This window comes from Moritella dasanensis ArB 0140 (assembly GCF_000276805.1).
Classification (GTDB): Bacteria; Pseudomonadota; Gammaproteobacteria; order Enterobacterales; family Moritellaceae; genus Moritella; species Moritella dasanensis.
In genome coordinates, this window is sequence record NZ_AKXQ01000003.1 from 192,441 (window position 1) to 206,359 (window position 13,919).

Genomic DNA, 13,919 nt, shown 5'->3' on the forward strand with positions numbered 1-13,919 from the left:
GGACCGGTTAATACCTGTTAGTGGTTAGTTTGAGGTAGTGTATTTGAAGATAAGACAAGGTCGGGGAGTTGAAGATGAGTCGGGCGCATTACTATGGATATAAACTATGGATATAAAAACTATGGATATAAAAACTACGGATATAAAAAAGCCAGAATTGTGACGATCACATTCTGGCTTTTATTCGCTCTGAACCTAAATAATGTTAGTTATTTAGGTGAGACATATTAAGTACAAGTGTGGGCTTTTTTGATATCGCCAACATTTAGTACTTTAATTGCTAAACCACCCTGTGATGTTTCACGGTATTTAGCATTCATGTCTTTACCAGTCTCGTACATTGTTTCGATAACTTTATCTAACGATACACAAGGTTCACTGGTACGGCGCATTGCCATACGTGAAGCATTGATTGCTTTTACTGCTGCAATCGCGTTACGTTCGATACAAGGTACTTGTACTTGGCCGCCAACAGGGTCGCAAGTTAGACCTAAGTTATGTTCCATGCCGATCTCAGCTGCTTGACAAACTTGTGATGCGCTTGCACCCATCAGTTCTGCAAGGCCTGCTGCTGCCATTGAACATGACACGCCTACTTCGCCTTGACAACCTACTTCCGCGCCTGAAATAGATGCGTTAGTTTTGTATAGGATGCCAATAGCACCTGATGCGAGGAAGAATTTAGTGTATTCATCGCGAGTTAATGGGCGGATAAACTTGTCGTAGTAAGCTAATACAGCTGGGATGATACCCGCAGCGCCGTTTGTTGGTGCTGTTACGACACGGCCACCGGCTGCATTTTCTTCACTCACTGCAAGTGCAAACATATTAACCCAGTCAATGATATTCATTGGATCTGTGTTAAAACCATCGCTTGCTTCTAGTTGACGTTTAAGTGCTGCTGCACGACGCGGCACGCGTAATGGACCAGCTAATAAACCTTCAGTTTTAGAACCACGTTCAATTGCTGCCAACATCGTTGTCCAGATAATTGAGAACTGGTGATGTGTTTCTTGCTCAGTGCGGAATGATTTTTCATTCTCAGCCATAAGTGCACTGATCGATAAAGCGTTAGCTTGGCAGTGTTCAACCAGTTTTGCTGCGCTGTTAAATGGGTATTTAACGTCAGCTGTTTCACCTTGTGTTAGACCGAAGTTTTCTTCGTCAACGATGAAACCACCACCAGTAGAGTAGTATGTTTTTGTAAACGATACTTCACCATCGATGTAAGCGTGAATTTTCAAACCATTTTCGTGTAGTGCAAGCGGCTCATCAATAAAATTCATAGCTGAAGGGGGAAAATCAACAGTATGACAGTGTAGACCGATTGGTAAACGACGTGTTTGTTCAACACGGTGAATAAACTCTGGGATTGCATCAATATCAACAGTTTCAGGTGAATTACCTGCTAAACCCATTAAGATAGCAATATCAGTGTGGTGACCTTTACCAGTCAACGATAATGAACCATGCACATCCACTGTGATTTGAGTGACTTCGCGGATCTTCCCTGTCGCTCGTAGGTCGTCGATAAATTGTTTAGCAGCTTTCATTGGACCAACAGTATGAGAACTTGATGGACCAATACCAACTTTGTAGATATCGAATACACTGATCATAGTAATTCCTCAGCAGATGCTTAAGTTATATAAGCTTAAATAATTAGCGCGCTAACAGTTTCTTGCTAGGCAGAATAATGGAGGATTAAACTTTTTTTTAATCTCTCAAATTTTATGTCGCTATAATAGCGATTTAATTCGAAAAAACAACTGTCAATATAGCAGGCAACACTGTTATTTAGAGATTGATCCCATATAACAATTTATTATGTTTAAAAAATGCAGTGTAAAGCTTTGTTTGTTTTATATGAGGAAGAACTTTTAATTACCAAGGTCATAAACGCGTGTATTTTTGGCGGGTATTTACACGTGACTATTACCTTTAATAATTAATGGTTTAGGCAGGAGTGGCGGTTGTTTGTTAATAGTGAATAATCCAGTGGTCGACTAACAACAATATAAATAACACCATTAAATGTATGATCGAGAATTTAAATGTTTGGAAAGCAGTTTTTCGGGTGGGTTTGAATTTTAAGCGATAAGCGTAATAAATGAAGCTCAGCCCTAAGACGGTTGAACCAGCCAAATAGAGTAAGCCACTGAGTTGAGTCAGCCAAGGTAACCAAGTGACAGGTAATAGCAGTAACGTGTATAGCAATATCAGGGTTTTAGTATATTCCGCACCATGGGTCACAGGTAACATCGGGATCTTGGCTTTGGCGTATTCTTTTTCTCGATGGATCGCCAGCGCCCAAAAGTGGGGGGGCGTCCAGATGAAAATAATCATTACAAGCAGTAACGCTTGTCCGGTGACCTCGCCAGTCATTGCTGTCCAACCCAGTAGTGGAGGGGTCGCGCCTGCAAGTCCACCGATGGCAATATTTTGTGGTGTTGCCCGTTTCAAGTACATGGTGTAAATCACCGCATACCCAATCAAACTGGCGAAGGTTAACCAAGCCGTTAACGCATTAACAAAAACAAACAACGTCGCCATACCGATGATGGCCATGCCTGTGGCAAAGACCAATGCTTTTGCTGTGCTAATGGTATTTTGCACGAGGGGCCGCTGGTGGGTTCGGGTCATGATGGCATCAATACGTTGGTCGAGAATGTGGTTGTAGGCCGCTGCGGCTGCTGACAGTAGTCCAATACCAATTAATGCTGGCACCAATAAACTCAGTGGCGGTAGCGTAGGGAGTGCCAGCACCATACCGACCAATGCAGTGAGCAGTAACAACGCCACGACTTTAGGTTTGGTTAGTTGATAGTAGGCGCGCCAGTTAGGGGTAAGCGTTAATATGATAGATTGCGTATTCATAACACCTCTTGCAATTGTTGTTGGTTGAACCAAAGTAGGGTGACTAAGGTTATCAGTAAGATCGCCGCGACTAGGTTGTGCGCCACTGCGATACCCAGCGGTAGTTGGAATAAAACATTAGCGATACCTAAGCTGACTTGTAAGCAAAGAATCACAAGTAGGGCTTTGGCAATAAAGCGTATCTTTCTTTCTGGTTGATACTTGAGTAATTGATAGGCAGTGAGTAGCAGATAAACGATAGTCACTCCAGCCCAGATACGGTGCGTGATATGGATATTCATTCTGGCGATAGTATCTCGCACACCATACTGGTAGGTGTCAGCAACAGGGCTGAGACTAAATACATCATTGAGATTAAAACGGCTTAACCAGTCACCATTACAAATCGGAAATTCAGTGCAGACAATGGCGGCGTAATTTGAACTTGTCCAACCGCCCAGTGCAATTTGGATAATGACGACTGCCAGCGCAATACTGCAATATAATTGAATGCGGGTTAATCGTTGTCTATGGGTGGGCAATATTCGATCACTGTGGCGTAAATCATTTAAAGGTTGGGTTAATAGGTTCGGTGTCATTGGCGGTTGAGATAACCGCAATCGAAATAATACCAGCAGGGATAAAATACTAAAGCCACCCAATAAATGCCCCATGACAATGATGGGCTGTAAATTCATGGTGACTGTCCACATCCCTAACGCGGCTTGAAATAACACCAGTAGCGTGAGCCCTGTTGCCAATCCAAGTTGCTGTCGCTTTTTACCACTGACGATGAAAATAATCAGGATAAGCAGGCCTAACAGCCCAGCAATATAGCGGTGGATCATTTCATTCCAGGCTTTTTCTGGCAGTAAAGGTTGATCGGGATAAGCGCGTTGCGCAGAGGCGATATCTTGTGCGTTGGCCGGCACAGTATTAAAGCCATAGCAACCGGGCCAGTCAGGGCAACCGAGTCCGGCATCGGTTAAACGCGTATAAGCACCAAGAACAATGACGACAAAAGCTAATAAAATCGTCAGGTTGAGCAGTTTTGACATAGACAATCCTTGTTTATTGCATTACTTACCCTATTTTAGATATTTTAAGTAAGCGCTTTAAATCCTTTAATAAACCCGCTGATACTTTCAATGCCGCTGTTTTATCTGCAGGGAATTGATAACGCATGAAAACATTTCCTAATGGGTCAACTAAATATAGTGTATCCGTGATTAATTGCTGCTGGTTAACAGCGCTTAATTGTAATTTTGTGAGCGCTTGTGTATTGATACTCTCAGATTCAAATGAGGGCGTTGCAGTGAGATAGCGTTGCACGCGACGGCCTTCGGAAGCGAGTAGCGTATGCACTTGTTGGATTTGCCATATACTCTCTTGGCAAACGGCGCTGCAGTCTTCATTAGGATTATAGAGTAGTAACCAGGCTTGCGGTGCGGAGGCGAGGGTTAACGGTGGTGTTATTAATTCACCAGTATTGGTTTTAGCCCCTTGGTACCAGTCATTCACTAGCACCACTTTTGCGACTAAAATAGGAGCGATAAATAAACCGAGCATGATAAATAAAGGTTTCTTTTGCATGACTAATCCTTATCTTGCATATAATTTTTCGTTACTTAGGTATTTAGTTTGTTGGTTACTTGGTATTTCTTTATCCAGTAGCCACTGCACAGGCTTAATGCTAACGCTAAGGCAAACCATTGCACAGCATAGGCGGTATGCTTTGCTGGTGGCATGACGGTGATCTGCCAGGTTTTACTAAAGCCCACAGGGGAGTTACTTTTAAGCTGTAATAGTAAGGGGGTCAGTGGCATATTTAGGGTGGTCTGCAGTTGTGAAATAGTTGTGCGCTGTATCACCAAGATATTATTTTCACCAGTATAGATATTATCACCAAGTAACCAAGGTGATCCTTGTGCTGCGCTTAATGTGCCGGTTAAATGATAGTTACCGATGAATGCTGGTATTGCAGGTAATACTTGTCGTGATGGTGAAGCCGCTAGCCAACCTAGGTTTACTAATATGGTTTGTTCATCGCTGTGAAAAGGTAGGTATAAGTGATAACCGATACGTTTATTATTAATCTGATTATCGAGTAATAGTGGCTGTTGATTATCAAAATAGCCTTGTAATGACACGGAATGGTGCAGGTTGCGCGCTGTTACTTGCGAGAGTGTGGTGATGACGGTTTTATCGATATCCAATAGCGCTTGTTTTTCTTGCGCACGTGCAAGTTGCCACAGGCCCAGTTTCATACAAATACCGATGGCAAGTAGGCTAAAGATCACGAACCCGATTAAGCGTTTAGGGTATTTAGGTTTTGGTATGGTAGTAACATGAGTTTGCATATCTACTCTCGATCAATAGCAGCGTGCAATTAAGAATAGAGTTGATTTAATAAAGTGGGCGTAGAACAGTAGAAAAGTTAAATATATAAGTGGCTTACAGGAGAATATCCCAGTACAGGGTACTGGGAGAGTAACACATGACTAAAACGGTGTTATTTAACTTGCCAAGCGATTGTTTCGCCGGTTCTGATTGGTACCATTTTCGCGTCACCAAAAGGTAGCGTTGTTGGTACTTGCCATGCAGATTTTTCTAACGTGATCGTGTCAGTGTTGCGTGGTAAGTTATAAAAATCAGGACCATTAAAGCTGGCGAATGCTTCTAGCTTATCCAGCGCATTCTGTTGCTCAAATACTTCTGCATACAGCTCAATGGCAGCATGTGAGGTATAAGCGCCGGCACAACCACAAGCAGATTCTTTCTTGTCATCGGCGTGTGGCGCAGAATCTGTACCCAGGAAGAACTTGTTGCTACCGCTTGTAGCGGCTTGAATCAGTGCGGCTTGATGGGTATTACGCTTCAAAATTGGTAAACAGTAGTAGTGTGGCTTGATGCCGCCAACTAACATGTGGTTACGGTTGAATAATAAGTGATGTGCTGTGATTGTTGCAGCAATATTGTCGCTCGCATTATTCACAAACTCAACTGCATCTGCAGTCGTAATGTGTTCAAGCACAATTTTTAAATTTGGGAAATCAGCAATAACTGGTTTTAACACAGTATCTAAATATACTTTTTCACGATCAAAAATATCGATATCTGCATCTGTCACTTCACCGTGTAATAACAGTGGCATACCTGCATCTTGTAATGCTTGTAGCGCAGGATAAACATTCTTAATTGAGGTTACACCTGAAGATGAGTTTGTCGTCGCACCGGCTGGATAAAGCTTTGCTGCATAAACGATACCAGTTGCTTTTGCCGCGCGGATATCTTCAGCCGTTGTTTGGTCAGTCAAATAGATAGTCATTAATGGACTGAAAGTAGAACCTGCAGGTACGTTCGCTAAGATGCGTTGACGGTAGTCTTGGGCAATTTCAGCATTCGTTACGGGTGGTACTAGGTTCGGCATAATGATTGCGCGACCCATGTAACGGCTAATGTCAGCAACAGTATGTTTTAAAACATCACCATCTCGAAGGTGCAGGTGCCAGTCATCTGGGCGGGTGATCGTTAAAGTTTCCATTTGCTTTCTCCATCGCTAATTTCCGCAGATTCTAAAGATTAATGCTGGTGAAGTCAAAGCGCTAGTCGCAATTGGTGAGAAAAGACGATACCAAGCAAGCCTATTGTTAATTTTAGCTTATTTGGTATCGAAGTCGTCGTATATTGTTAGGTTAAAGTGATCGTGAGGGCGACTGTTCAAGGTCGATATTGTTAATCTTAAAACTAGAATCGTCACTAAACAATTTCACTAAACAATGTCATTAAAGAGTGTGACTAAACAATATAGACAAACAGAAATAAAATTATCCAGACCACATCAACAAAATGCCAGTACCAAGCCGCGGCTTCAAAAGCAAAATGTTTGCCTGGGGTAAAGTGACCGTTGATAACTCGCAATAGCATCACTGTTAACATGATCACGCCCAATGTAACGTGCATACCATGAAAACCGGTGAGCATATAAAAGGTATTACCGTAGACGCCGGAATCAAAACGCAATGATAATTCTTGATAAGCGTGTAGGTATTCTTCTACTTGGAAGAATAAGAAGGTAATACCCAGCGCCACGGTAATTGCTAACCAAGTGACTAACTTGGCACGGTGCTTGGCAATCAGATTATGATGCGCAAAATGTAACGTCACTGACGAGGTAATCAAAATGATGGTATTGACGAGTGGTAGCCCATACCAAGGCATAGCTTGTGTTTCTCTCCCGTCTGGGGTGATGGTTAATGGCCACGTAGGGATAAAGTCAGCCCAAATTACCGCATGGGTCATGGCGTTATTACCTTCACCACCGAGCCACGGAATAGACAAGTTTCGCAGGTAAAACAATACCCCAAATAACGCCACAAAAAACATCACTTCAGAAAAGATAAACCACAACATACCCATTCTAAAGGAACGATCTAGCTGTTCATTATAGAGGCCTTTCATCGATTCGCTAATGACATTACGAAACCAACTAAACAGCATGAATAATAAGATGGCGATACCGACAAATAAAATGGGTATGCCAGTATTACTGCCTTCTTTACCGATCATTTGTACTGTGGTTGCAGCGCCAATAGCAATGATGAAAAGAGCGATGGCACCGACTAAAGGCCAAGCACTACTGGCTGGTACATAGTAGTTCTTTGGGGCTTTGGCGTATTCGTTATTATCTGGCATTACAAGGCTCCTAGCGCATCGTTACTTTTTTTGGTTCATTGCTAAATCAGCATTGGGCTCGTTTTTAAACAGGGTGTAGGCGAGGGTTAATGTCGATATATCGGCTGGTATATTGGGGTCGATATAAAAGATAAGTGGCATCGTCGCCTCTTCATTTGCCGCTAACATTTGTTCTTGAAAGCAAAAGCATTCTGTTTTGACGAGGTATTGTGCGCCATAACCTGGACTGATCGACGGTACCGCGCGGCCAAAGGTGTCTTGGTCACTTTGATTAACCGCCATAAAGCTGACTTGATAACGTTCACCAGGATGTAACTCAATACTGTTAATCTCCGGCTTAAATTGCCAAGGTAATTGTTTATTTAGATAGGTAACAAACTCAACTTTAACAGTGCGAGACTCATCGACAGTTGTCATCGGTACAGATGATTCTCGGCTATAATCCTTACCGTTTAGCCCGGTAATGTCACAAAACACATCATAGAGTGGCACCAAGGCAAAACCGAACCCGAACATACCGACGGCGCTAAAAATCAGCAAGCGTAAGTGTTTTTTTATTTTAGGTGCTGTCATTATTTCACCTCAGGTGGGGTATCAAAGGTGTGATAAGGCGCGGGAGACGGTACCGTCCATTCTAATCCTTCAGCACCTTCCCAAGGTTTTGCTGGGGCTTTTTGACCACCACGAACGGCCATTATCACAACGGCAACAAAAAGGAGTTGCGAAAGACCAAACATGAAACCACCTATACTGACGATCTTGTTAATATCGGCAAATTGCAGTGCGTAATCAGGTATACGGCGTGGCATACCTGCAAGACCTAAGAAATGCATCGGGAAAAATAGAATGTTGACCGAGATAAGTGAACACCAAAAATGCCATTTACCCAGTCTTTCATTGAACATGTAGCCGGTCCATTTAGGTAGCCAGTAATAGGCTGCCGCCATAATCGAGAACACCGCGCCAGTGACCAGTACGTAATGAAAGTGAGCCACAACAAAGTAGGTATCATGATATTGAAAATCGGCGGGGGTAATGGCCAGCATCAGTCCCGAAAAACCACCTATGGTAAACAATACAATGAAAGCCAGTGAAAATAGCATGGGTACTTCAAAGGTGATCGAACCACGCCAGAGTGTTGATACCCAGTTAAATATTTTCACCCCCGTCGGTACCGATATCAGCATGGTGCAATACATAAAGAATAGTTCTGCGGCAAGTGGCAGACCGACGGTAAACATGTGATGTGCCCACACGGTGAAGCTTAAAATAGCAATGGATGCAGTGGCGTACACCATCGAGTGATAACCAAATAACTGTTTACGAGCAAAGGTCGGAATGATCGCAGAGATAATGCCAAATGATGGCAAGATCATGATATAAACTTCGGGATGACCAAAGAACCAGAATATGTGCTGGAAGAGTACCGGATCGCCACCGCCAGCAGCATCAAAGAAACTGGTACCAAAATACTTATCGGTTAAGATCATTGTCACTGCACCTGCCAATACTGGCATAACAGCAATTAATAGGAATGCGGTAATTAACCAGGTCCACACGAACATTGGCATTTTCATCATTGTCATGCCCGGTGCGCGCATATTTAAAATAGTGACGATGACGTTAATCGCCCCCATTATCGAGCTGATCCCCATTAAATGTACCGAGAATACAAACATCGCGGTACTGTCGGGACTGTATTTAGTTGATAAGGGTGGATAGAAGGTCCAACCAAAATTAGGCCCGCCACCTTCTGTAAATAGCGATAGCAGCAATAATGAAAAAGCAAACGGTAAGATCCAAAAACTCCAGTTATTCATGCGTGGCAAGGCCATATCTGGTGCCCCGATCATTAGCGGCAACATCCAGTTGGCCAAACCTACAAAGGCGGGCATCACGGCGCCAAACACCATGATTAACCCATGTGATGTGGTCATTTGATTGAAGAAATTAGGTTCGACTAATTGCAGGCCGGGTTGGAATAGTTCTGCACGAATGATCATGGCCATAGCGCCACCAATAAAAAACATCGTCAAACTAAACCACAAATATAGGCTGCCGATGTCTTTATGGTTAGTGGAAAATAACCAACGTTTATAACCTTTAGGCGCGCCGTGATGCTCAGCACCCTGGTGTGGATCGGCGTGGTGTAAATCAGAAGTAGAGTTAATCATTTGCTCGGCATTATCTTTTATTTTAATATCACTCATGTGCAGTCCCTTGAATTACCGATTAGTTGCTATTGGTTAATGCAGTGTCGATTTGTGCTGGCTGTACAATGTCACCGGTATTATTGTCCCAAGCATTGCGTTCATAGGTGATAACGGCTGCGAGCTCTTTTTTTGTTAACTGTTTGGCAAATGCAGCCATGGCAGTACCGGGTACGCCTTGCAGGACAATATTGATGTGTTTATTGACATCGCCAAGTGCAACTGGACTGTTTTTTAATGCGGGGAACGCGCCGGGAATACCTTGTCCGCCAGCTTGGTGACAAGCTGCGCAGGTACGGTTATAGACGGTTTCACCAAGCGTCATCATTGTTGGCATGTCCATTGTTTTGGTCAGGCTTTGCTGTTCTGCTTGTAACTGCTGATTCGCCGTGATCTTTGCCTGTGCTAGCCAGTCATCAAAAGCTTCAGGCTCTAGTGCGGTGACCACAATTGGCATGAAGCCATGATCTTTACCACACAGTTCAGCGCATTGGCCGCGGTAGGTACCGGGAGTATCAATTTTGGTCCAAGCCTCGTTAATAAAACCGGGATTGGCGTCTTTTTTTACGGCAAAGGCTGGTACCCACCATGAATGGATAACATCGTCGGCAGTAACCAAGAAACGGATTTTTTTATTGATCGGTAATACCAGAGGGTTATCGACTTCTTTTAGATAATAAGGCTGTTTCTCAACTTCGTTATTAATTTCTGCTTGGCTGGTGGTTAAACGGCTATAGAATTCAAGATCATGATCGAAATAACGATAATGCCACTTCCATTGCGAACCTGTTATTTGAATGGTGATATCCGCTTCACTGGTATCTTCCATTAAGATGAGCGCTTGGGTTGATGGGATCGCCATGGCAATTAAAATGACGATGGGGATCGCGGTCCAAATTATTTCGACTGTTGTGCTTTCATGGAACTTGGCAGCGATGGCTCCTTGGGACTTACGGTGACGATATAAAGACCAAAACATGATGCCAAAAACAATGACTGCAATCGCAATACAAATATAGAGAATGGTCATGTGTAAGTTATAAACGGTATTACTGATACCTGTGACGCCCTCGGTCATATTCAGTGTCGACTGCTGGGCAAATAGCGGTGTTGATACAATCCCTAGTACAGATGCGATTAGTGGTGTTGTTAGTTTAGATAAGCGCACATAACCTCCCTCAAAATTATCCATAATGACTCGTAAGATATAGATTAGATAATGAGTGAATTGTGTCCTTTGCTACGACGCTAAGCATTTAACAATCCACTGTTATTTGCCGAAGTATAGTTACAGAAATGTTAATTGTGCTACTTTGTGGCGAAGATAAATTACTTTATGTATTGCGCATCAAGCATTGAAGGTAACAATCTCAAATGATTGCTTTAATGTTGTTATTTGAGCCTGTAATCGCGCGATGTGGCTGGCAACTGATTGTGATAAGTCTTGTTGCTCTTGGTCTTTGACACTATCTAAGCGCATTACTTTTAATTTGATGATCTGTGTGTCGGTCATGAGATTGTCAATATGCTGCATCATTTCGGGGTTGGGATATTTTTCTTTGAGCGACTCAAGTTGATTGGTAAAGTCTACAAATGCGCGTTCAATTTCGATAAGGGTCATCGCAACTCCTAATAACAATTTAAAGGGATTAATCTGGCTAACGTTAAATTGATTATAGTGTATATTTTCATTTTCTACTGCGCAGGGAATTCAGTTTTCTGTGGGGGCGATAAACAGCATATTAGTATCAGAATGGCGGGGTGATTTGTTAGATTGGGAGATGAATGGTCAGAACGTCGATGGTGACTAATTAACCAACGTTGCGATATGTTGAGATATAAAGTTGTAAAATTTATTGTTTTTTATCTTATTTGCCCATAAAAATCATTTTTGTTCTTGAATTTTAACTTTTCATCCATACATTATAAGCAAATAAATTATTTAAGTGCTATATAGAGCGGCAATGCTCGATTTTTTTATTGCTGCTAGCTATAATGTCGCGTCATAAATTTCCAGTTGGAAATGTTATAAATTACTTAGAGGTATCTAAATGCAAGTTTCTGTAGAGACGACTCAAGGCCTAGAGCGCCGTTTAACTATCACAGTTCCAGCTGCAACAGTTAGCAAAGAAATCGATAACCGTTTACGTGGTTTAGCAAAAACTCAACGTATCGATGGTTTCCGTCCTGGTAAAGTTCCAGCTAAAGTAATCAAGAAACGTTTTGGCGCTGCTGTAGCTGAAGAAGTTGCTGGTGAAATCATGCAACGTAACTTCTACGAAGCAATCGTAGCTGAAAAATTAAACTTAGCTGGTGCTCCAACACTAGAACCAGCAGCCGTTAAAGAAGGCGAAGACTTCTCTTTCACTGCAACACTTGAAGTTTACCCTGAATTCGAAGTTGCTGGTATCGAAGCAATGACTATCGAAAAATCAGTATCTTCAGTAACTGAAGCTGATGTTGATGGCATGATCGAAACGTTACGTAAGCAACACGCTGAGTGGGTTACTGCTGATCGCGCTGCTGAAGCTAACGACCAAGTTAAAGTTAATTTTAACGGTAGCATCGACGGTGAAGAATTCGAAGGCGGCAAAGCTGAAGACTTTACACTAGCTATGGGCCAAGGTCGTATGATCCCTGGCTTCGAAGAAGGCATCGTAGGTAAATCTGCTGGCGAAGAGTTCACTGTTGAAGTAACTTTCCCTGAAGAATACCATGCAGAAAACCTAAAAGGTAAAACTGCAAGCTTCGCTATCACGCTAAACGCTGTTGAAGCGCAAGAACTTCCAGAAATCAATGCTGAATTTGTAGGTAAATTTGGTGTTGAAGACGGTACTCTTGAGTCTCTAAAAGCTGAAATCAGCAAAAACATGAGCCGTGAACTTGAGCAAGCTATCAAAGCTGACACAAAAACTAAAGTGCTTGACGCATTAGTTGCATCAAATGACATCGACGTTCCTGCTGCACTAGTTAAGCAAGAAATCGTTACATTACGTGAGCAAGCTATGCAACGTTTTGGTCAAATGGCGCCACAAAACGCACCTGAACTTCCTGATGAGTTATTCACAGAGCAAGCTAGCCGTCGTGTTCGCATCGGTCTAGTACTTGGTGAATTCATCAAAGTAAACGAAATCACTGCAGATGACGCACGTGTTCAAGACATGATCGCATCTATGGCTTCTGCATACGAAGATCCAGCTGAAGTAATCGCACACTACAAAGACAACGAACAAGCACTAGAAAACGTTCGTAACGTAGCTGTTGAAGACCAAGCTATTGATTTAGTATTAGAAAAAGCTAACGTTTCAGAAAAAGAAGTTGCGTTTGAAGAACTAATGAATAAAGCGACTCAAAACGCATAATTGTTGATTCGATTGAACAAAATACATAATTAAGCGCTATAATGGCTCGAGTGGGGGTATTTCACTTGGGCCATTTTTATTTAGGGATGATAATATGTCAAAATTCTTTAATGATATCACAGAGTCTCCGTCAAGCGCGTTAGTGCCTATGGTTGTTGAACAAACAGCTAAAGGCGAGCGTTCTTATGACATCTATTCTCGACTCTTAAAAGACCGTGTAATCTTTTTGACTGGCCAGGTTGAAGACCACATGGCCAATCTAGTTGTTGCACAGCTACTTTTCTTAGAATCAGAAAACCCAGATAAAGATATTTTTCTTTATATCAATTCACCAGGCGGTTCTGTAAGTGCTGGTATGTCAATTTATGACACCATGCAGTTTATCAAACCAAATGTGTCTACAATTTGTATGGGTATGGCTGCGAGCATGGGTGCATTCCTTCTTGCTGGTGGCGAAAAAGGTAAGCGTCACGCATTGCCTAACGCTAAGATCATGATTCACCAACCTTTAGGTGGTTATCAAGGTCAAGCATCTGATATTGAAATTCACGCCAATGAGATTCTTAAAACTAAGCGTAAATTGAATGAAATATTAGCTGCGCATACAGGTCAAGAATATGATCGTCTTGCGGCAGATACAGACCGTGATAATTATATGACGGCAGCTGAAGCGATGGATTACGGTCTTATCGATACAGTAATAACAAAACGTGACTAAGTAATTTTTGACAGGTCGACTCTCTTTTAGCCATAATCAAGATTGGGCATAAGACTTTCTACCTGTAATGTGAGGTTA

13 protein-coding genes are annotated in these 13,919 nt (G+C 42.4%); 2 read left to right on the forward strand and 11 right to left on the reverse strand.

The window, feature by feature from the left end; genetic code table 11:
* Positions 1-227: 227 nt before the first annotated feature.
* From A923_RS0103780 to A923_RS0103830, 11 genes are all read right to left on the reverse strand, one after another.
* Complete coding sequence (locus A923_RS0103780; protein ID WP_017220320.1) at positions 228-1,619, reverse strand: L-serine ammonia-lyase; 1,392 nt, start codon at positions 1,617-1,619, stop codon at positions 228-230.
* A gap of 361 nt (positions 1,620-1,980) precedes the next feature.
* Positions 1,981-2,877, reverse strand: a complete 897-nt coding sequence (gene cyoE, locus A923_RS0103785; RefSeq protein ID WP_017220321.1) for a heme o synthase — start codon at positions 2,875-2,877, stop codon at positions 1,981-1,983.
* Positions 2,874-3,914: a COX15/CtaA family protein gene (locus tag A923_RS0103790; protein WP_017220322.1), complete on the reverse strand. Its 1,041-nt coding sequence runs from the start codon at positions 3,912-3,914 to the stop codon at positions 2,874-2,876. Before A923_RS0103790 ends, cyoE begins: the two co-directional genes overlap by 4 nt.
* Positions 3,915-3,939: 25 nt before the next feature.
* Positions 3,940-4,449, reverse strand: coding sequence for a hypothetical protein (locus A923_RS0103795; protein WP_017220323.1), 510 nt, complete (start codon positions 4,447-4,449; stop codon positions 3,940-3,942).
* A 35-nt stretch (positions 4,450-4,484) separates the two neighbouring features.
* The gene (locus A923_RS0103800; protein WP_017220324.1) at positions 4,485-5,216 is read right to left on the reverse strand and encodes an SURF1 family protein; all 732 of its coding nucleotides are present in this window, start codon (positions 5,214-5,216) and stop codon (positions 4,485-4,487) included.
* Positions 5,217-5,368: 152 nt separating this feature from the next.
* Positions 5,369-6,400, reverse strand: coding sequence for a dihydroorotase (pyrC, locus tag A923_RS0103805; protein ID WP_017220325.1), 1,032 nt, complete (start codon positions 6,398-6,400; stop codon positions 5,369-5,371).
* A gap of 254 nt (positions 6,401-6,654) precedes the next feature.
* Entirely contained in the window at positions 6,655-7,551 is an 897-nt protein-coding gene (locus A923_RS0103810) for a cytochrome c oxidase subunit 3 (protein WP_017220326.1), read from the reverse strand.
* Positions 7,552-7,572: 21 nt separating this feature from the next.
* A complete protein-coding gene (locus A923_RS0103815; RefSeq protein WP_017220327.1) occupies positions 7,573-8,124 on the reverse strand; it encodes a cytochrome c oxidase assembly protein in 552 nt (183 codons plus the stop codon).
* Positions 8,124-9,725, reverse strand: a complete 1,602-nt coding sequence (gene ctaD / locus A923_RS0103820; RefSeq protein WP_026006054.1) for a cytochrome c oxidase subunit I — start codon at positions 9,723-9,725, stop codon at positions 8,124-8,126. The genes A923_RS0103815 and ctaD overlap by 1 nt, the downstream gene beginning before the upstream one ends.
* Positions 9,726-9,783: 58 nt before the next feature.
* The gene (coxB, locus tag A923_RS0103825) at positions 9,784-10,953 is read right to left on the reverse strand and encodes a cytochrome c oxidase subunit II (protein WP_017220329.1); all 1,170 of its coding nucleotides are present in this window, start codon (positions 10,951-10,953) and stop codon (positions 9,784-9,786) included.
* A 156-nt stretch (positions 10,954-11,109) separates the two neighbouring features.
* Entirely contained in the window at positions 11,110-11,382 is a 273-nt protein-coding gene (locus A923_RS0103830) for a hypothetical protein (RefSeq protein ID WP_017220330.1), read from the reverse strand.
* Positions 11,383-11,812: 430 nt separating this feature from the next.
* On the opposite strand from A923_RS0103830, the gene tig reads away from it, so the two are divergent.
* Together tig and clpP are read left to right on the forward strand one after the other, a co-directional pair.
* A complete protein-coding gene (tig, locus tag A923_RS0103835; protein ID WP_017220331.1) occupies positions 11,813-13,123 on the forward strand; it encodes a trigger factor in 1,311 nt (436 codons plus the stop codon).
* Positions 13,124-13,217: 94 nt separating this feature from the next.
* Complete coding sequence (gene clpP, locus A923_RS0103840) at positions 13,218-13,841, forward strand: ATP-dependent Clp endopeptidase proteolytic subunit ClpP (RefSeq protein WP_017220332.1); 624 nt, start codon at positions 13,218-13,220, stop codon at positions 13,839-13,841.
* The last annotated feature ends 78 nt before the right edge of the window (positions 13,842-13,919 follow it).

What these genes read in the sequence shown, in the direction of transcription:
- tig (WP_017220331.1), top strand. Translation starts at nt 11,813, where the DNA reads ATGCAAGTTTCTGTAGAGACGACTCAAGGCCTAGAGCGCCGTTTAACT.
- A923_RS0103780 (WP_017220320.1), bottom strand. Translation starts at nt 1,619, where the DNA reads ATGATCAGTGTATTCGATATCTACAAAGTTGGTATTGGTCCATCAAGT.
- A923_RS0103795 (WP_017220323.1), bottom strand. Translation starts at nt 4,449, where the DNA reads ATGCAAAAGAAACCTTTATTTATCATGCTCGGTTTATTTATCGCTCCT.
- A923_RS0103800 (WP_017220324.1), bottom strand. Translation starts at nt 5,216, where the DNA reads ATGCAAACTCATGTTACTACCATACCAAAACCTAAATACCCTAAACGC.
- clpP (WP_017220332.1), top strand. Translation starts at nt 13,218, where the DNA reads ATGTCAAAATTCTTTAATGATATCACAGAGTCTCCGTCAAGCGCGTTA.
- cyoE (WP_017220321.1), bottom strand. Translation starts at nt 2,877, where the DNA reads ATGAATACGCAATCTATCATATTAACGCTTACCCCTAACTGGCGCGCC.
- A923_RS0103830 (WP_017220330.1), bottom strand. Translation starts at nt 11,382, where the DNA reads ATGACCCTTATCGAAATTGAACGCGCATTTGTAGACTTTACCAATCAA.
- coxB (WP_017220329.1), bottom strand. Translation starts at nt 10,953, where the DNA reads ATGGATAATTTTGAGGGAGGTTATGTGCGCTTATCTAAACTAACAACA.
- pyrC (WP_017220325.1), bottom strand. Translation starts at nt 6,400, where the DNA reads ATGGAAACTTTAACGATCACCCGCCCAGATGACTGGCACCTGCACCTT.
- A923_RS0103790 (WP_017220322.1), bottom strand. Translation starts at nt 3,914, where the DNA reads ATGTCAAAACTGCTCAACCTGACGATTTTATTAGCTTTTGTCGTCATT.
- A923_RS0103815 (WP_017220327.1), bottom strand. Translation starts at nt 8,124, where the DNA reads ATGACAGCACCTAAAATAAAAAAACACTTACGCTTGCTGATTTTTAGC.
- ctaD (WP_026006054.1), bottom strand. Translation starts at nt 9,725, where the DNA reads ATGATTAACTCTACTTCTGATTTACACCACGCCGATCCACACCAGGGT.
- A923_RS0103810 (WP_017220326.1), bottom strand. Translation starts at nt 7,551, where the DNA reads ATGCCAGATAATAACGAATACGCCAAAGCCCCAAAGAACTACTATGTA.